Below are 19,159 nucleotides of genomic sequence, written 5' to 3'. Positions count from 1 at the left end.
TATCATCCTCCTTACGTCAAAATTAAGCCTATTATGAATTGTGTGTAAAGTCAAGTTGTATCAGAAATGTTCATAAAATAGAAGAAAATATGTTACGCAATAGTGTTTTAGTGAATTTTTGTTAGAATCAATATAAAATTTTGTGTTTTATTGTATTTAGAGTTAAATTGTAATCTATTATTTGATATTCTATTATAGATGTAACGAAGAAACGAGGTGTGTATAGTATGAATCAGCAACATTATCCAAAAGAATTAGTTCAAGAAATAGTCATGAATGCAGGGCTAGTTCTTTTAGAAGCGGGTTCAGAGGCGTTTCGCGTAGAGGATACGATGTTTAGAATGGCTAAGCATTTAGGTTATCCTAATAATCAATGTTATGTAAGTTCTACTATTATAAACTTTGCATTAGATATAGACGATAATATAAGAGTTTATAGAGTGAAAAAAAGAGATACTAACTTGGGAGATATTCATTATGTAAATAATGTTTCGAGAATGTTAGAAAAAGGACAAATAACAGCTGAAGAAGCGTTAAAGAGAATTCGTACTATACATGAATCACCATTACCATATTCACTTCCATTTAAAATGATAGCTGCTGGTCTCATTTCAGTATTTTTCTCATATTTATTCAGTGGTGCGAAAGAAGATATCATTGCGACCTTTATTGCAGGTGCAATAGGTTATTGTATAGTAGAATTATTACATTCATGGACGAGCGTGAAGTTTATCGCAGAAATCGTTGCGGCTTGCGCAATTGCTTTAATTGCTGTATATAATCAAATGCTATTAGGTGGAGATACATTGAATATTGCCATTATATCAGCAGTAATGCCTATAGTCCCCGGCGTATTGATTACAAATGCAATACAAGATTTGTTTTTAGGGCAATTGTTAGTAGGTATTTCTAAAGGTTTAGAAGCGACGTTTACTTCAATCGCAATAGGTGTAGGCGTAGGTATTGTATTGCTAATTTTCTCTTGAGAGGTGAGTTATGATCATAACAATCATATTGAATATAGTGTTTAGTTTTGGCGTATCTTTCTTATTTGGCATATTATTTAATTCACCTAAATATATACTAGTACCTGCAGGAATAGTTGGCGCAATAGGGTGGATAGCATTTCAATCGAGTTTGTTGTGGAATGAATCCGATATACAATCCTCATTTATAGGCGGTTTTTTCATAGGAATAATGGCGAACTTTATGAGTAAAAAATTCTTCTCCCCAGTGATCTTATTTATAATTCCTGGCATTATCCCTCTTGTACCAGGAGGCACAGCGTATGAAGCTATTAAAAATCTAGTTCTCAATGACTATCATGAGGCATTGATCACAATGATAAAAGTGGCTTTAATATCAAGTTCCATCGCACTTGGATTGCTTATTGCAGATTTATTAGCAAAAGTTTACTTTAAATATAAGAAACATATGCAATTGAAAAAAGTGAAGTGAGTGAGCGTATATAAACTTAAATAAGAACTCTAACGAGCAAGGTTGTAACACAAGCTCATTAGAGTCTCAATCCATTCATTAGAACAGTTTATTCATAAATATATTTAATAACATCTAGCGCTTGGTCTATTGTTTCTACAGTGACATTAGCTTTGTTTGATAGTTCTTTTAATGGATGGATTAAATCTGTAGGACGTACAAGAATCAATGGTTTGTTTAATGCAACTGCTGTTGATGCATCCATTGCTGTATTCCATTGTTTATATTTTTCTCCAAATAAAGCTATGACAATATCGGCTTTGTTCATTAATACTTGTGTACGTAAGTTATTGATATCTGATGCTGCGTTATCTTTGTAATAGTTGTTCGGTTGTTCGCCTAATATAGCTTCTCCAATGTTATCAGAGCGATCATGATTTGTTTGTGGACCTACAAACGTTAATGGCAAGTTGTTTTCTTCTGCTTTTTGAGTGATGTCTTCTCTCCAATTATCATGAATTTGTCCAGCTAAATAAATCGTAAGTTTTGTCATAAAATAATTCACTCCTTTTTTATTAGTTTAACATATTTAATTTAAACCTTATCTTTGATATGATGATAAAAATATTGAACATTAATTGTGGAAGAAGGTCGGGTACATGAACGAAATTGAAATCGTAGCGGTTAAAGATGAAGAAGTTGAAGCGTTATCTGATATTTGTAAAACAACGTTTAAAGACACGTTTGAACATGATATGTCTCAACAAGATTTATTTGCTTATTTTGATGAAGCGTATAATCATAAAGTACTGTTAGATGAATTACATAATCAACAGTCATGGTATTATTTTGCTAAAATAGATGGGGAAGTTGCAGGATACATGAAATTAAATGTAGGAGATGCACAAACAGAATCTATGGGTGAGGACTATTTAGAAGTTCAAAGGTTGTATATGTATAAACAATTTCAATCTAAAGGTATCGGCAGTAAATTAATGAAACAAGCTTTCGAAATCGCTGAAAAAGAACACAAGAAAAAATTATGGCTTGGCGTTTGGGAACATAACCATCAAGCATTAAAATTTTATACTAAGCACGGATATAAAATAGTAGGTTCTCATCAATTTATAGCAGGTGATGATGTTTCTACTGATTATATAGTAGAAACAACTTTATAAGAAGAAATAGGAGTAGGACATTAACACTCCAGATTTCACTTGAATCGCACAATATCTGTTGAGTCTTCGTGCGTTTTATCCATATTTTGCCAAAATCGCACAATATCTTTTGAGTCTTCGTGCGCTTTACCCATATTTTACCAAAATCGCACGATATCTTTTGAGTATTCGAACCATACCCCCAGGCAAGCATGCACTTTCAAAATCGTAAAATTCAAACATATGAAAAGAACTCTTCACTAGGCTATAACCTAATGAAGAGCTCTTTTATTTTGAGAACGGGTATATTATGTCCCACTCTTATTAATTAACTCATAAAACTTTGAACGGCATCTATTAAACTATAAATGCCTAAGAATGATACGGTTATAACGACGAAAAGTCCTATAATATTAAGCACAATTCCGTTAGCAAATTTGCCCATCATATTTTTCTTGTTTAAGATAATAAAAATTAATACTGCAATAAGCGGTAAAATGATACCGTTTAGTGCTTGAGCAATTAATAATACTTCTAATGGTTCAAATCCTAAAGAAGAAGTAATAATACCGATGAAAATGACAATTGCAAAAACGAGACGATATTTTTTGCTTTTTACACCACCTTCCCAACGAAGACAGCTGCTTATAGTAGCTGCTGCGCCCATTGGAGAGGCAATTGCAGAAGATAAACCTGCTGAGAATAAACCGATACTCATAAATAATGGTGCTAAATCACCGAGAATTGGTTTAAGTGGCTCAGATAACTCAACTAAACTCGTTACTTCTTTACCGTCTATTAATGTACCAGCTGTTATCAGAATAGCTGCTGATATAAGTCCACCAAGACCGATAGCGATAAATGTATCAAGTCTAACCAATTTTAAATCTTTTACGCCGTTAAAACGTTCATGGACAGAAGTTGCATGTATAAAAAAGTTATACGGAACAACAGTAGTCCCTATTAAGGCAATAATGGTTAAAAGAGAGCCGTTAGGTATACTCGGTATGAATGCCCCTTTTAGTACAGCACCAAAATCTGGTTGAATGATAATGACAGTTGTTATAAAAATAACACCCATAATAAGAACGAGAATGGTCATGACTTTTTCAATTAAAGCATAACTCCCTTTTAATCCTATTAATAATATGACAACACCAATTACTGGAGCGATTAAATTTTCAGGTATATCGAGTAAGTAGGCAGCCCCTAGAGAAGTACCTAATAAATCACCGGATATGTATGCTGCACAACCTACTGCTACAGCAACCATACTAAACCAAACAGTGATAATTTTAAGTAAATGATGATTAAAAATATCACGAATCGCTTCACCTAAACCTTCATTTGTAACGAGCGCTAATCGAGCGACCATTTCCTGTAATGCAATGGTTGCAATAATTGAAAATATAACTGCCCAAAGCAGACTATAACCAAATCCTGCGCCACCTTGAGTCATAGTTGTGACAGTCCCTGGACCGATAAATGAAGCGGTAATGATCATACCAGGACCGAATATACTAAACTTACTTCTTTCTCTCTTTTCTGCCATATGAATCCATCCCTTCGTCAATCAGCATTAAACTTTATTTAAGTATTTAATGTGTCCTGCTAATACATAAAGCACAGCTGTTGATACAAAGTGAGATGAATTCTGATTAGCATCTTGCATTGGATAAACTTCTACAAAATCCATTCCAACAAGTCCTAATTTACCAAATTCGTAAATCATCGTAAGTAATTCATAACTTGTAAGGCCGTTACCATCTACTGGACCTCCTGGATTAAAGGCGAAATCTAATACATCACTACATATTGTTAAATAAACAACATCTACATCTTTACTAGCTTGCGCGTAGATGTCCTGGGCAAATTTTCTTAAGTCTGATGTTTCTTTAATTTCATTAATTGTAATAGTAACAGCGCCATTTTCTTGAGCGAATTTACCTGTTTCTGGCTGATTACGAGGTCCGTGTATGCCGGTATGGATTAGACTTTCGTTACGAATGCCTTCTGTTTCATACAACCTCATAAATGGTGTGTTACGTGCAAATTGTTCATTTTCATAGTGTGGCATATTATCATAATGTGCATCTAAATGAATAATGCCGACTTTTTTCCCGGTATTAGTTAAACCTTTTAAAATTGGATATGTAATGCCGTGGTCGCCACCTAAGCCTACTAAGAACTTATTAGAACGCCATAAATTTTCTGCGAATGATTCAATGTTTTTTACTGTTTGATCAACATCATGAGGAACTGTTGAAACATCTCCTACATCACCAATTGATAAATGCTGATTTACATCTATATGATCTAATTCAGGAAGATAACCGCTATATCTAGCAGATGATAATCTGATTTGTTTAGGACCTAATTCACACCCCGTATAATCTCCCCAAGTGCATGGCCCTTCGAAAGGTACACCATATACGATAACATCTGTGGCATAATCTTTTTGTTTTGTTAAGTTTTTTCCACCTAAAAAGCAAGGCGTATTACCATAAATTCGTTCAGTCATTGTAAAAGGACTCCTTTCCATTAGTTAATGACCATTATATAAAAGTAAACAGGTGTTTTCAAATTTTTCTGAATATTGATGTTAAAATAGTGAATAATAATTTCAATATTTTTTGTGTTATGAGCGTAAAGAGGGCAATGTAAAATTTTTAGTAGAAGATAAAAAGTTAAATGAAAACATTTTCATATAGCGTCTATAGAGGATTGACAATTTAATTGGAACCGATTACAATCGTATCATGTATAAAAATTATTTTTTTGATACTTTTTGGTACCGGTACCAAAAAGCGTGACAATTGAGGAGGGAAATCAATGAATTATAAAAAGGAAGCCCAGAATATCACAGAAGCAATAGGCGGGAAAGATAACATTGAAGCTATTGCGCATTGTGCTACGAGATTAAGGATTGTGTTAAAAGATGAAGGGCAAGTAAACGAAGACAAATTGAATCAAATGGATGTTGTTAAAGGTACTTTTTCAACAGGTGGACAATATCAAATTATTATTGGGTCGGGTACGGTCAACAAAGTGTTTGCAGAAATGGAAGCTTTAACAGGGTTAGAAGCATCTACAAATTCTGAAGTGAAAGACCAATCATCTAAGAAATTAAATCCAATACAGCAATTTGTTAAAATGTTATCTGACATATTTGTACCAATTATACCTGCAATTGTAGCAGGTGGTTTATTGATGGGGATTAATAATATCCTGACAGCTAAAGGTTTATTTTATGATCAATCATCATTTATAGATATACATGATCAGTTTGCTGGTTTGGCAGGGATGATTAATATTTTTGCAAATGCACCATTTGTGTTTTTACCAGTATTAATTGGATTTAGTGCGGCTAAGAGGTTCGGAGGAAATGCATTCCTAGGTGCAGCACTTGGTATGATACTCGTGCATCCAGATTTAATGAATGGCTATGATTATCCAAAAGCTTTAGTAAATGGAGATAAAATTCCTACATGGGAATTATTCGGTTTATCTATAAAAATGGTTGGTTACCAAGGTCAAGTACTTCCAATATTAGTAGCATCATACATATTGGCTAAGTTAGAACTTGGATTTAGAAAAGTCATTCCATCTACATTAGATAATTTATTGACACCGTTATTATCATTATTCTTTACAGCATTCGTTACATTTTTAGTAGTAGGACCAGTGACGCGAACAGCGGGTTACTTCTTATCAGACGGTTTAACATGGTTATATGAATCAGGAGGCGCGATAGGTGGACTACTATTCGGTTTACTATACGGACCAATTGTTATTACAGGTATGCATCACAGCTTTATCGCAATTGAAACAACTTTAATTGCAGATCAAGCAAATACAGGCGGATCATTTATATTCCCGATAGCTGCAATGTCTAACGTAGCCCAAGGTGCAGCAACATTGGCAGCATTCTTTATTGTGAAAAATAAAAAAATGAAAGGTACAGCTTCAGCAGCCGGCATCTCAGCGTTATTAGGAATTACTGAACCAGCAATGTTTGGTGTGAACTTGAAATTACGCTATCCATTTATCGGTGCAATAGTAGGCTCAGGAGCTGGATCTTGTTTCGTAGCTGCTACAAAAGTAAAAGCAATCGCATTAGGAACAGCAGGATTACCAGGATTTATTTCAATTGCAACAGGTAGTTGGTTAAATTATATAATTGGTATGGCGATAGCAATCGTCGTTGCCTTTATTGTTACAATTGGACTTTCTAGAAGAAAAGTATATAGAGAAGAATCATTATAAAGAGACCAATCATAATATTTGTTTCATGCTCTAGTTATTTCGTACAATAAAGAAAGTAACGAAATGGAGGGTTAACGTATGAAATTAAATGAAATTGATGAAAATGAATTATATCCTACAGAAAAAGTTGGACCAAGTTTGTTAGGAACCATCATATATAAAGTAGGCGAACAATCACAATTTAAAGGTGCGTATATTACAACAAACGAGCGTGTTATTATGAGCGTGGATATGAACGGCGAACCTTATAAAAGAGTGTTCAGCTATCAAGATATTAAAGCTGTAACAATAGAAGATAAAGGTGTCTTATTTATTGAATTCCCACAAGGTAAAGTTGCTATGATAGATATCGAAGAAGGCGACAAAGAAGCATTCAAAGATTACGTAAATAATTTAGTACAAAAATAAGCATAATATAAAAGAACGCAAATTCTTGTTTTTTGAAGAGTTTGCGTTCTTTTTATTTTGTTTCATTTAAACTAATGATATTGATTTCGTTGAATATTTCATCTAGTTTTTCGAAGTCTAATCCACCTTGTACTGAATCAGACCAATGTATAATGGCCGCTAAATTTGTTCCGTATATATAAGGTAGTAAAGATTGTGGTAAATGTGTTGGCGTAGAGACTTTATCGATATTATCTTTGAAATCTTTACTAAAGACTTCTATGAAATGCTTAATAAGCTCATCGATAAATGCAGTGTCGTTGTTATCCATTTGTTTATCGAATACATCATTTAATTTATCTATAAAGGCTTTTTCCATAGATTGAAATGGTTTATGTAAACGATCATATAGATCCAACTTGAAGAAACCTTTAGTGTTTTCGCTTAACGTATATTGTAATAAATCGAATTTATCCATGAAATGCTTATAGAAAGTTGTACGATGTATGAGCGATTTCTCACAAATTTCATTCACTGTTATATCAGAGAAATTTTTAATAGTTAAGAGCTTAATTAAAGTTTCATTTAAAGCTTTTTTAGTTTTTATAACACGTAAATCAGTATGTTTATTCAAAATTTAATGTCGCTCCTTTTTTATACAGTGTATGCGTAAATGGTGAAAAATGCAAAGAAATAGTATGCGTGAGAGTCTACTGCCTTAGACCTTCCCCGAGGAAAGTGTGCGCAAAAAAAGACTGTCAACAAGTTCACTTTGAGTGACTTTATCGACAGTCTGAGATCTTTATTTTCGAGAATGGGTACTTATGTCCCAAGAACATACAAATTTATTATTTTGTTAGCATATCTTTGAGGTATTGTGTTTGTTTTTCGATAGAGATTGGGTCTGAATACATAAATTCATTTACTGGATAATAGTAAACGTGATCTTCTTTTACAGCTTTTGTATTTTTCCAAATGCTACCGTCTATTATAGAAGAACTTGGTGCTTTTCCGTCTTCAGTTGGTACAAGTAAATAGTCGCCTGTATATTTACTGAAGTTTTCAAATGAAGTCGTTAACCAGCCTTCTTTTGGAATATCTTTATCTGAAGCTTCTGGATGCTTAAATCCAAATCCTTGATAGATGACTTCCGAGCCTCTTCCGAAGTTCTTGCCAATTAAAGTGAGTTCTTTAGGACCGATTTCCATAATAGAAATTGTACTATCTTTGCCGATTTTTTCTTTTACAGCTTGTCCTTCTTTAGACATGAAGTCTTCTAATTCTTTCACTTGTTCTTTAGCTTTATCTTCTTTACCTAGTAATTTCCCGATTTCTACGTGTACTTCTTTGAACGTACGTTTACTATGATCGAATGGAACAGTAGGTGCGATTTTTTCATATTTTTTGATTTGAGGATTTGCATTATAAGTGATGATTAAATCTGGTTTTAATTTTGTTACAGCTTCAATGTCTTCTGAACCGACACGTTTAGCATCTTTATCATCTACATATTTAGATTTAGGGAAGTCTGCATCTGTTCCAACTGGGTCAACACCAAGCTTTTGGAAGTTACCTTGGTTTGCTGTTAATACAACAACTCGTTTAGGCTTATTTGGAATTTCAATTGTTTTTCCTTCGTCTGTTTTGTATTTATGTGTAGAACTTTTTGATGAGTCATCATCTTTACTACCACAAGCAGCTAAAATAAGTATTAATGCAGTGATTAATGTGAATAATTTTTTTGGCATATTTTTCTCTCCTAATTGATAATTACTTGCAATTATAACATGTATTTTCTTTGGAAAGATTTTAAAATTTTAATTTTTCTAATTTGTTTATTGAAAGATCATCATTCATAATATGAGTAACGATGGAGGTGAGATACGATGGAAGAAATTAGAATTGAGTGTCCTAAAATATTCGACTATGAACAATGTTTAGCGTATTTTAAAAGAGATGAAAATGAAGTGCTGTTTGAAGTAGTGGATCAAAAAATCTACCGTGCAGTAAAGATTGAAGATATTAAATTATTGTTATGTATCTCTTATGATCGAAATTATTTGATAGTAGAAATTTTAAATGGCATTTCCGTCACACCTGAAAAAGTAGAAAGATTAGTAGCTTTTATTGAAGAATGGTTTGATTTTTCTGCAGATTTATCATCATTTTATCAATATGGTCGAAAAAATGAGATATTGAGACCTTTAATAAATGAATTGTATGGATTAAGGTTAATTAGAATACCCGACTTTTTTGAAGCTATTTCCTGGGGAATAATAGGGCAACAAATTAATTTAACGTTTGCTTATCAACTTAAAAAGAGGTTAGTCGAACATTTCGGTGATAAAATAACATTCGAAAATAAAGATTATTATATCCATCCAACCGTCGATGTGATATCTAAAGTATCTGTGAAAGAATTAATGGATTTGAAATTCTCTAGAAGAAAAGCTGAATATTTAATTGATATCGCTAAAAGAATGCATTCAAAAATGTTGTCTAAAGAAATGTTGTTGAAAATGAAAGATGAGAAAGAAGTAGAAAAAGCGCTTGTAAACATAAGGGGAATAGGACCTTGGACGGCGCATTATGTCATGATGAGATCGTTAGGTATTAAAAATGCTTTTCCTATAGGTGATGTAGGATTACAAAACGCATTGAAAAACATTTTGAATTTGGAACAAAAGCCTACAAAAGAACAAATGGTAAAACTGAATGAAGGATGGGAACTGTGGAGTTCATATGCGACATTCTACATTTGGAGAGCACCACACTTAAAGAAATAAGACGTTAACTGATTATATTGTTAACGTCTTTATTTTTGTTTATAACGATTCTTCATGGCCATTAAATATCAGTTTAGGTTCAATCGTCGCTTTTAGTGAGTGGGCAACTGTACAATATTTTTCGACACTCAATGTGATTGAGCGCTTTAATTTTTTTAAGTCAACTTCTCCTTCAACATCAAATGTTAAAGTGACATGACGAACTGCACGAGAAGTCGTATCTTCTCTTTCATCATCAACAGTGATTTCTAGTTTTGTAACTTTGGCTAAACGTTCTTTCATAAGATTCGTAACATCTATTCCAGTACAACCTGCTAAGCCACTTAACATTAATTCAACGGGAGAAGGGCCATTATCGTCTCCTCCAGATTCTATAGGGGCATCAGAGATAATATCATGACCAAATTTTGATTGAGCTTTAAATGTTTTTTTACCTTGCCACGTAGATTTCAACATATAGTTAACCTCCTTGTTATTTTTAATTGATTTAATTGTATCAATTAAAGATGAAGTAAACTAATAAATAGGCTAGTCATTCAATCAACTTAAAACAAACTTATTTTAAGAGCCTAGGACATAAATGTCCGAAACTATAATGATTTTGCAAAGTGCTGACGCCCGGGGGAATAGTATGTGGGAGAGACTACAGGCTCGAGCCATAACCCCAGGCAAGCATGCACTTTACAAAATCAGAAATATAAAATCACCCAATCCGAAAATGATTCCTACGGATTGGGTGATTTATTTGAAGTTGGGATTTATGTCCGAAACTCTCTTTTTTTGTTTTATGTCATTTTGTTCATATTCAGTTCATATAAGGTCGCTATTATATAGATATACATTAAGAGAGAGGGACGGATAAACATGAAATTAGCACTTAAAGAACTTACTTATTACAAATTTAAATACTTGCTTGTTACTTTAATTCTATTCTTACTAGCATTCCTAGTATTATTTATTTCAGCATTAGCACAAGGGTTAGCGAAAGAAAACGTTTCGGGAGTTGAACAATGGAATAAAAGTGAATATGTTATCGCGAGCGACGCAGATAATAATTTAAGCCAATCCAATATAACAAAACAAACAAATCAAGATGTTAACAATGTGGCTAAAGGTGACACAATCAAAACGGCCATGCAGAAAGTTGAAACAGACAGCGGTAAAGCAGATTTAATGTTTACACAACTTACAAAAGACATTCAGCCTAAACCTTCAGAAGGTCACTTACCAAAAAGTAATCATGAAGTATTGTTAAATGAAAAACTAAAAGCAGAAGGTTTTAATGTGGGAGACAATATTAAATTAGCAGATGAAGATCAAACGTTTAAAATCTCTGGCTTCGCTGACAATATTATGTTCTCACATACTTCAATGGCATACGTTAATGAAGATGGAATGAAAGATTTAAAAGGTAATCATATTTCAGTGATTGCTTACGACAACTTGAATGACAATCAAAAAGATGAAATCAACAAATTAGATGATGTAAAAGTCATTTCACAAGATGATATGTTAAATGCCATTCCAAGTTACAATGCAGAACAACAGCCATTAAACTTGATGATCGTATTCTTATTCGTTATTTCAGCAATTGTCATTACAGCATTCTTCTACGTCATGACAATTCAAAAAACAAGTCAATTTGGAATTTTAAAAGCAATAGGCACTAAAAATAAAGCGTTGATTGCTTCGTTAATGCTACAAATCTTAATGATTACATTAATCGGAGTCGCATTAGCCATCGCTATCATATTCATTTTAGGAGGCGTTATGCCAGTATCAATGCCATTCTACTTAGATACTAACTTGATGTTATTGATGGTTGCAGTATTCATCGTCGTTTCATTAATCGGAGCCGTATTATCACTTATCAAAGTTATGAAAATTGAACCATTAGAAGCTATAGGAGGAGAATAATTATGGGACTAGTTGTTGAACATGTTACAAAATCATTTGGAGAAAAAGAAGCCAAAACACAAGTGTTAAATGATATTACATTTACAGCAGAAAAAGGTGAACTCATTGTATTAAACGGGGCATCTGGATCAGGTAAATCAACATTATTGTCAATTATTGGCGGACTTCTAGGTAAGAGCTCAGGTAAAATAACATTAGATGATTTAGACTATGTCGACTTATCAGATAAAAAATTGACAGATATGAGACTAAACCAAATAGGATTCATCTTCCAATCATCACATTTAATACCTTATTTAAATGTAACAGACCAACTTACTTACGTCGGTCAAATGGCTGGAATGGGTAAAAAAGAAGCTAAAGACAGAGCAGAAAAACTATTAACAGAAATAGGTTTGTCACATAGATTAAAAGCATATCCAAACGCATTGTCTGGTGGGGAAAAACAACGTGTTGCGATAATGAGAGCATGGATGAACCACCCAAAAATGATATTAGCAGACGAACCAACTGCAAGTTTAGATTCAAAAAGAGCAATTGAAGTAGCTAAAATGATTAGAAATAATGTGAAAGAAAATAATTCAATAGGCATTATGATTACACATGATGAAAGAATATTTGAATTCGCAGATAAAGTTATAAAATTAAGTGATGGTAGAATAGAAGAGAAAATATCATAAAAACGAAGAACCTGATGGAATGAACATCATGTTGAGACTTCGTGAAATTTTAAAATAAAAAGATCGCTTCACTAGGCTATAACCTAATGAAGCGATCTATTTTTATATTTTCTTTATTTTTTCATAAAGCCTTTAACGTTCAGGTTCTCTAATATGTCTGGTCTTGTTTTCTTGCTCATCATTTTTCTGATTTGCTCTGACCATGATTCTGAGCGTTTACCGTTTGTGCGTTTTTGATAATAATCTTGAATTTCTTTGTCGTATTGTTTAATTTGTTCTAATTGTTGTGTTTTGTCTGAATTGTATTGGTTCTCATGAAAGACGTGTTCGAATGGTAATCGTTGTTTTGGAGACCCTTGTTCGTCGTCACTTGGTACGCCAACTGCCATTCCGAATAGTGGAAAGACGTGCTCTGGTAAGCCTAATATTTCTCCTACGCGCTCAACATCATTTCGTAATGAACCTAAATAAACGATACCAAGTCCCATGTCTTCAGCTGTTAAAGCGACGTTTTGTGCTGCTAATGCAACATCTATCGTTCCTACTAAAAGACCTTCAGCAGATTCAAAGCTTGTTTCCATATTTCCTTTAGTTTCATTGTTTATTAAGCTATGTCTATAATAATCAATTACATAAACGAATAAGTAGCCATTGTCTACTACATGTTGCTGTCCTGAAACTTCTTTTAAAGCTTGTTTAATGTCAGGATCAGTAACACCGATTATGGAGTATGCTTGTACATAACTAGAAGTAGAAGCCATTTGTCCAGCTTCGACTAATTTTTGTACAGTTTCTTTTGATAGTGGTTCGTCTTTAAACTGACGTATAGATCGGTGTTGTTGTGTTAAATCGTATACAGATTGTTTCATTGTTTTGTTCTCCTTTTCGATACATATGATACTTAAATGTTATCAAAAAAATAAAAATTATTCAGTTCAGTTGACTCACAACTATCAAATGCCAATGAAGTGGGTGTCAAAATAAAAGATGTCTTCATTAGGTTATAACCTAGTGAAGACATATATATATATATTAAAATCTAACGATTTTGAAAGTGCATGCTTGCCTGGGGGTATGGTTCGAGCCTGTAGTCTCTCACTCATACTATTCCCCCGGGCGTCAGCACTTCACAAAATCGTGAGGAAAGATTATAAAGATTTTTTGCTACTTATCATTTGGGTTCTTTCGATTCATCCACTTATAATAACTCGCTCTAGAAATTTCTAGTTCTTGGCATAACCATACTATAGGATAAGTATCTTTTAGTGATTTGATCGTTTTGTACGATGCTTTTTGCCTGATTTTTCTTTCATCAACTGCCTCTCTATCTCTTCCTCTTTTTTTAATACTTCGTTTTCCATTTCTAAATATTTATTTCTTTCTTCAAGTACTTTTATACGCGCATTCAACTCTTCTTCTGGTGTCATGATGCTTTGTGGTTTACCTTTACCTCGGCCATCAATAAGACCATCTTCACCATGTTCTTTATACTTTTGAATCCAACTGTAAAGTTGGCTATATTTTAAATTGAATTTTTCAGAAGCTTCTTTGCACGTTATATTGTGATCTAAGCAATATTTTACAATCTCAATTCTTTCTTCTAATGTCGTTTTTTTAGTATTCACGATAGACACCTCGGGTTCATGTGATTTATTTTTCTTACCCTTAGTATACTGAATTATCCACTGACGTAAAGTTGATTTACTTCTTATGTTATATCTAATATCTAAACCTTCTAGCGAAATACCTTTATTTAAATAATCTTGAGCTACATTTTCTTTTAACTTCTTTGAATATTTTGGAAGAGAAGCATATGAGCACTGACTTGATAAAATCACGAGGGGTAAGCCAAGTGAAATCCGAGCTAAACGCACGAAGACTCAAAAGATATTGTGCGATTTTGGTAAAATATGGATAAAACGCACGAAGACTCAAAAGATAAACTTAAAAAAGCGCAAATTCTTAATTTTTAAAGAATTTGCGCTCGTTTTATATTAACTTCGGATGTTTTTGAAAGTTATTTAATTTTATTTAAAGCTTGTTCTAAGTCTTGAATAATATCATCACTAGATTCTGTACCGACGGATAGACGTACTAAATCTTTCGTTACGCCTGAAGCGATTTGTTCTTCATCAGATAATTGTTGGTGAGTCGTACTTGCTGGATGTATAACAAGTGATTTAGAATCTCCAACATTCGCTAATAGTGAGAACAGTGATAGTGCTTCTACAAAGTCTGGAATAGATTCAGAATCACCTTTAACACCAAATGTTAGAATTGCACCTTGTCCGTTAGGTAAGTATTTTTGAGCAAGGTCATAATATTGATTTGATTTAAGACCAGGATAATTTACCCAGCTCACTTTATCATGTGCTTCTAAAAATTCTGCTACTTTTTGAGCATTTTCTGAATGACGTTCAGTTCTTAAATGTAATGTTTCAAGTCCAATTAAGAATTGTTGAGCATTGAATGGTGATAGTGCAGGACCAATATCACGCAACAATTGAACACGCGCTTTTGTAATATAAGCTGCTGCTCCAACATCATTTACGTAAGAAACGCCATTGTAACTTGGGTCAGGTTCGACTAATCCTGGGAATTTTCCATTATCCCAATTAAATTTACCACTATCTACAATCACACCTCCGATAGAAGTTCCGTGACCTCCGATAAATTTAGTAGCTGAATGTACAACGATATCCGCACCATATTTAATAGGTTGTAATAGGTGAGGTGATGCAAATGTATTATCGACTATTAAAGGAATACCATTTTTGTGCGCAACTTCAGCGACAGCTTCGATATCCAATACATCTATACGTGGATTACCGATTGTTTCAGCGAAGATCAGTTTAGTATTTTCATTTATTGCTGCCTCAAAATTCGCTGGATCATCTGGGTCTACAAAATGTACTTTAATACCAAATTTCTTTAATGTAACGGCAAATAAATTATATGTACCACCATATAAATTAGTCGATGCGACAACTTCGGAACCATTTTCCGCTATGTTTAAAATGCTTAAAGTAATAGCAGCTTGGCCACTACCGACACTTAAAGCTGCCAAGCCATCCTCTAATAATGCGATACGCTTTTCAAAAACATCATTAGTTGGGTTCATAATTCGAGAATATATATTTCCATCTTCTGCTAAAGCAAATAAGTTTTTAGCATGTTCTGTAGATTTAAATGTGAAAGAAGTCGTTTGGTGGATGGGAACTGCTGTTGAACCAGTAACTGGATCAGGCACTTGACCACCGTGAATTGCGAGTGTTTCTTTATTCCAATTTTCTTGTGTCATAAATAAAAACCTCCTTAAGTTATATATGCCATTATAGTCAGACAATTTTTAAAATTCAATCTAATCCGAGTAAAAAGATAAGAAAATTTTGTGAAAAGCGAGAATATAGGATTTTAAATCAAAACCGACTTTACTTATATGAATAGTTGTGATAAATTCAACTTAATATTTTGTTCGGGAGTGAATGGGTTGATTAATGTTGAAGGATTGCATCATAGGTTCGATACTAATGAGATTTTGAAAGGTATTAGTTTTGAACAAGAAACGGGGACCGTTACAACGATTATAGGGCCGAGCGGTTCAGGGAAAACCACTTTATTAAGAAGTTTGAATATGCTTGAAACACCTTATAAAGGTGTCATTGAGTTAGGAAATAGGCTGTTTAATATTGAGAATTTTAATAAACAAGATATCACGCGTTTAAGAAGTCAATCAGCAATGGTATTTCAACATTATAATCTTTTTAAAAATCGTACCATTTTAGAAAATATCACTGAAGGTTTGATATATGGGCAAGGTATGAATAAAAAAGAAGCGAATGCGAAAGCTATGAAATATTTAGAGAAAGTTTCACTGGAAGATAAAGCAGATGCTTATCCAGTACAATTGTCTGGCGGTCAGCAACAACGTGTAGGTATCGTTAGAGCATTAAGTATCGAACCGGAAGTGCTTTTATTAGATGAGCCGACTTCAGCATTAGATCCTGAATCAGTTCAAGGTGTGTTAAATATTATTCAAGAGATTGCCAGTGAAGGTAGAACGATGGTCATTGTGACACATGAAATTCAGTTTGCTAAAGAAGTATCTGACCAAGTCTTATTTATGGATAATGGAGAAATTATTGAAAGAGGCACACCTGAATCTGTAATAGATAATCCTTCATCTGAACGTACAAGAAGATTTTTAAGTCGTTTAACATCAACTGTTGGGTCGTAGGAGGTAAGAAATGAGGTATATTAAATTCTTAATTGTAAGTTTGTTAATCATTTCATTATCTGGTTGCGGACCCATTACGAAAGAAAATGATCATAAAAAAGTAATTAAAGTGGCATTGTCAGCGGAAGTTAATCCGCCATTTTTATATACAGATAGCGATAATAATCCTATTGGATACGATATGGATTATATGAAAATGCTTGAAAAGAAGTTACCACAATATGATTTTCAATATGAATTTGGTGAGGAAGAGTCTAACGTGGTAGGTATCGGTGTAGGCAAATTTGATATGGGTATCAATTGGTTCTTCAAAACACCAGAACGAGAACAGAAGTTTTTATATCAAAAAGAACCTTATGTATATTCTTTAACGACGCTTATCGTACATAACGACACTCATGATATTGAATCATTAGATGATTTACATAACAAAAGGCTGACACCAATGGCGCCGAGTGGTGGATTGTATTCAATTCTTACTGGATATAATAAGTCGCATAAACAACCGATAGATATTGATGAAATTCATAAAGTATCTAATGGTGAAAACTTTAAAATGATTGAATCAAAACGTAGAGACGCGATGTTCTTGAATTTAACAACTTATCAAGCGATTCAAAAAGAATTAAATGCGGATGTTAAAGTAGGTGGCGTTGTTTCAAAAGAGTCCATTCACGTTCTATATAACAAGAAAAATACGCGATTACAAAAAGATATTGATAAAGCAACAAAAGAATTAAAAGAAGATGGCTCGCTTGAGCAGTTATCGAAAAAATGGTTTAGCTTTAATGTGTTTGATGACAAAGATTCATTGAATGATATTAAAGATCGCTTATAAGGAGGAGAAATATGGGGACGACAACATGGCCAGATTTGTTTATGCAAATTTTAGATAAACTACCTATTACATTATTTATCACGATTATTTCCCTTCTATTAGCTTTAGTACTAGGACTTATTTTGGCGGTTATAAGAATAAAAGAAGTACCGATATTAAGTCAATTTGTGAAATTGTATGTTTCGTTTGTAAGAAGTACACCGCTTATTTTGCAATTGTTTTTAGTGTATTTTGCATTGCCTATTGTCTTGCAATGGATTTATATTGATATCAATCATTTTAGTCGTTTATTTTTCGTCATACTGACCTTTACACTGCACACTGGTTCATACTTATCTGAAGTAATGAGAGCAGGATATAATTCAGTTGATAAAGGACAAATAGAAGCGGGTAAAACAGTTGGTTTAAGTGATAGAGTCATTTTAACGCGCATTATCATTCCACAAGGATTTAGAAATAGTTTGCCAAACATTGGTAATCAAGTGATTGAATTAATTAAAGATACGTCACTCGCATTTACTATTGGACTAATAGACATGATGGGACAAGTTAATTTAATTATAGGAAATAATTACGGGTTAGGCATGTTTCCAGTATATGTGGCGATATGTATGATTTATTGGATTATTTGTATCATCGTAGAATTTACCGTTATGCTTTTAGAGAAAAAGTATAATATACCCTATCAAACTGAACAAACGAGGTGAGCAATGTGGCTATAGATTTTCCTTTTATGTATGAACACGTTGGGGATATTTTAAAAGGTGTTCCAACAACATTATTAATCGCGGTAATCAGTATGGTCTTCGGATTAGTTATAGGAACCATATTTGCTCTAATTCGAAAAAGAAAACTACCTGTTATCAATCAACTTATCGTCGTATTTGTTTCATTCTTTAGATCAACACCGCTCATTGTTCAGTTATTCGCTTTTTATTATGGGACGCCGATCATCATAGAATGGCTTAATAACGTTTTGCAGACGAATTTAGATCCTGATGGTGCTCATCCATTAATGATTGTACTCTTCGTATTTACTTTGCATTCAGCAGCGTACTTAACAGAAGTCATGCGCAGTGGATTGAAAAGTGTAGACGAATCACAAATAGAAGCGGCTGTTACCGTTGGACTAAAAAGACGACATATCTTGACGAGAATTGTGATCCCACAAGCTATAGGATACGCTATACCAAATTTAGGTAATCAATTTATAGCTTTAATAAAAGGTACAGCAATCGCATTTGTTGTACAAGTAACTGAAATATTAGCAATTAGTCAAATTATAGCAAATGATGGTTACAGATTTGTAGAAGTGTACATCATCGCTAGCGCAATTTACTGGATGATGGCTCTTGTATTCGAATGGATCTTCGGGAAAATGGAATCAAGAGTTGGGAAATACTTATATCAAACATAAAAATCGAGGTATTTATTATAATTAAGTTGAAATTATA

21 protein-coding genes are annotated in these 19,159 nt (G+C 33.3%); 12 read left to right on the top strand and 9 right to left on the bottom strand.

Features of this window, described 5'->3' with window-relative positions:
- Window positions 1-227 precede the first annotated feature (227 nt).
- Window positions 228-986 (top strand): threonine/serine exporter family protein, encoded by a 759-nt coding sequence (locus PYW35_RS11065; protein ID WP_016912768.1) that lies wholly within the window; start codon window positions 228-230, stop codon window positions 984-986.
- Between the two features lie 10 nt (window positions 987-996).
- Complete coding sequence (locus tag PYW35_RS11060) at window positions 997-1,458, top strand: threonine/serine exporter family protein (protein WP_016912769.1); 462 nt, start codon at window positions 997-999, stop codon at window positions 1,456-1,458.
- Between the two features lie 88 nt (window positions 1,459-1,546).
- On the opposite strand, the gene PYW35_RS11055 is transcribed toward PYW35_RS11060, so the two are convergent.
- Window positions 1,547-1,990, bottom strand: coding sequence for a YtoQ family protein (locus tag PYW35_RS11055; protein ID WP_103323059.1), 444 nt, complete (start codon window positions 1,988-1,990; stop codon window positions 1,547-1,549).
- 106 nt (window positions 1,991-2,096) lie between these two features.
- Here PYW35_RS11055 and PYW35_RS11050 point away from each other — a divergent pair, with 106 nt between their 5' ends.
- Window positions 2,097-2,615: a GNAT family N-acetyltransferase gene (locus PYW35_RS11050; protein ID WP_016912771.1), complete on the top strand. Its 519-nt coding sequence runs from the start codon at window positions 2,097-2,099 to the stop codon at window positions 2,613-2,615.
- A gap of 307 nt (window positions 2,616-2,922) precedes the next feature.
- On the opposite strand, the gene PYW35_RS11045 is transcribed toward PYW35_RS11050, so the two are convergent.
- Together PYW35_RS11045 and PYW35_RS11040 are read right to left on the bottom strand one after the other, a co-directional pair.
- Entirely contained in the window at window positions 2,923-4,146 is a 1,224-nt protein-coding gene (locus tag PYW35_RS11045) for an Nramp family divalent metal transporter (protein ID WP_016912722.1), read from the bottom strand.
- A gap of 27 nt (window positions 4,147-4,173) precedes the next feature.
- Window positions 4,174-5,115 (bottom strand): agmatinase family protein, encoded by a 942-nt coding sequence (locus tag PYW35_RS11040; RefSeq protein ID WP_016912723.1) that lies wholly within the window; start codon window positions 5,113-5,115, stop codon window positions 4,174-4,176.
- Window positions 5,116-5,426: 311 nt separating this feature from the next.
- Between PYW35_RS11040 and PYW35_RS11035 the strand changes: the two genes are divergently transcribed.
- A complete protein-coding gene (locus PYW35_RS11035) occupies window positions 5,427-6,860 on the top strand; it encodes a sucrose-specific PTS transporter subunit IIBC (protein ID WP_103323058.1) in 1,434 nt (477 codons plus the stop codon).
- A gap of 78 nt (window positions 6,861-6,938) precedes the next feature.
- Window positions 6,939-7,268 carry a hypothetical protein gene (locus PYW35_RS11030; RefSeq protein ID WP_103323057.1) on the top strand — a complete coding sequence of 110 codons (330 nt, stop codon included), beginning with the start codon at window positions 6,939-6,941 and terminating at the stop codon, window positions 7,266-7,268.
- Between the two features lie 52 nt (window positions 7,269-7,320).
- Here the strand turns inward: PYW35_RS11030 and PYW35_RS11025 are convergent, their stop codons facing one another.
- Both PYW35_RS11025 and PYW35_RS11020 read right to left on the bottom strand, forming a co-directional pair.
- Window positions 7,321-7,881, bottom strand: a complete 561-nt coding sequence (locus PYW35_RS11025; RefSeq protein ID WP_103323056.1) for a TetR/AcrR family transcriptional regulator — start codon at window positions 7,879-7,881, stop codon at window positions 7,321-7,323.
- A gap of 214 nt (window positions 7,882-8,095) precedes the next feature.
- The gene (locus PYW35_RS11020; protein WP_103323055.1) at window positions 8,096-8,995 is read right to left on the bottom strand and encodes an ABC transporter substrate-binding protein; all 900 of its coding nucleotides are present in this window, start codon (window positions 8,993-8,995) and stop codon (window positions 8,096-8,098) included.
- 138 nt (window positions 8,996-9,133) lie between these two features.
- Here PYW35_RS11020 and PYW35_RS11015 point away from each other — a divergent pair, with 138 nt between their 5' ends.
- Window positions 9,134-10,033, top strand: coding sequence for a DNA-3-methyladenine glycosylase family protein (locus PYW35_RS11015; protein WP_103323054.1), 900 nt, complete (start codon window positions 9,134-9,136; stop codon window positions 10,031-10,033).
- A 39-nt stretch (window positions 10,034-10,072) separates the two neighbouring features.
- On the opposite strand, the gene PYW35_RS11010 is transcribed toward PYW35_RS11015, so the two are convergent.
- The gene (locus PYW35_RS11010; RefSeq protein ID WP_103323053.1) at window positions 10,073-10,489 is read right to left on the bottom strand and encodes an OsmC family protein; all 417 of its coding nucleotides are present in this window, start codon (window positions 10,487-10,489) and stop codon (window positions 10,073-10,075) included.
- Window positions 10,490-10,897: 408 nt separating this feature from the next.
- Here PYW35_RS11010 and PYW35_RS11005 point away from each other — a divergent pair, with 408 nt between their 5' ends.
- Both PYW35_RS11005 and PYW35_RS11000 read left to right on the top strand, forming a co-directional pair.
- Window positions 10,898-11,950 (top strand): ABC transporter permease, encoded by a 1,053-nt coding sequence (locus PYW35_RS11005; protein ID WP_103323052.1) that lies wholly within the window; start codon window positions 10,898-10,900, stop codon window positions 11,948-11,950.
- A gap of 2 nt (window positions 11,951-11,952) precedes the next feature.
- On the top strand, window positions 11,953-12,630 hold the full coding sequence (locus tag PYW35_RS11000) for an ABC transporter ATP-binding protein (protein ID WP_016913200.1): 678 nt from the start codon (window positions 11,953-11,955) through the stop codon (window positions 12,628-12,630).
- A 113-nt stretch (window positions 12,631-12,743) separates the two neighbouring features.
- Here the strand turns inward: PYW35_RS11000 and nfsA are convergent, their stop codons facing one another.
- From nfsA to PYW35_RS10985, 3 genes are all read right to left on the bottom strand, one after another.
- Entirely contained in the window at window positions 12,744-13,499 is a 756-nt protein-coding gene (nfsA, locus tag PYW35_RS10995) for an oxygen-insensitive NADPH nitroreductase (RefSeq protein WP_103323051.1), read from the bottom strand.
- Window positions 13,500-13,892: 393 nt separating this feature from the next.
- Entirely contained in the window at window positions 13,893-14,255 is a 363-nt protein-coding gene (locus tag PYW35_RS10990) for a helix-turn-helix domain-containing protein (RefSeq protein WP_182475355.1), read from the bottom strand.
- A 392-nt stretch (window positions 14,256-14,647) separates the two neighbouring features.
- Window positions 14,648-15,931 carry a homocysteine synthase gene (locus PYW35_RS10985; RefSeq protein WP_103323049.1) on the bottom strand — a complete coding sequence of 428 codons (1,284 nt, stop codon included), beginning with the start codon at window positions 15,929-15,931 and terminating at the stop codon, window positions 14,648-14,650.
- A gap of 189 nt (window positions 15,932-16,120) precedes the next feature.
- Between PYW35_RS10985 and PYW35_RS10980 the strand changes: the two genes are divergently transcribed.
- From PYW35_RS10980 to PYW35_RS10965, 4 genes are read left to right on the top strand one after another with little or no spacing between them, the layout of a single operon-like run.
- Window positions 16,121-16,867: an amino acid ABC transporter ATP-binding protein gene (locus PYW35_RS10980; RefSeq protein WP_103323048.1), complete on the top strand. Its 747-nt coding sequence runs from the start codon at window positions 16,121-16,123 to the stop codon at window positions 16,865-16,867.
- Between the two features lie 10 nt (window positions 16,868-16,877).
- Window positions 16,878-17,705 carry a transporter substrate-binding domain-containing protein gene (locus PYW35_RS10975; RefSeq protein ID WP_103323047.1) on the top strand — a complete coding sequence of 276 codons (828 nt, stop codon included), beginning with the start codon at window positions 16,878-16,880 and terminating at the stop codon, window positions 17,703-17,705.
- Between the two features lie 11 nt (window positions 17,706-17,716).
- Window positions 17,717-18,412, top strand: coding sequence for an amino acid ABC transporter permease (locus PYW35_RS10970; protein ID WP_103323046.1), 696 nt, complete (start codon window positions 17,717-17,719; stop codon window positions 18,410-18,412).
- 5 nt (window positions 18,413-18,417) lie between these two features.
- Window positions 18,418-19,122, top strand: a complete 705-nt coding sequence (locus PYW35_RS10965) for an amino acid ABC transporter permease (RefSeq protein ID WP_239102435.1) — start codon at window positions 18,418-18,420, stop codon at window positions 19,120-19,122.
- Window positions 19,123-19,159: the final 37 nt, after the last annotated feature.

The sequence above is a fragment of the Mammaliicoccus vitulinus genome (assembly GCF_029024305.1).
In the GTDB taxonomy this organism is placed as follows: Bacteria; Bacillota; Bacilli; order Staphylococcales; family Staphylococcaceae; genus Mammaliicoccus; species Mammaliicoccus vitulinus.
The sequence above is the reverse complement of the archived record's forward strand: the minus strand, read 5'-3'. Positions and strand labels throughout refer to the sequence as shown.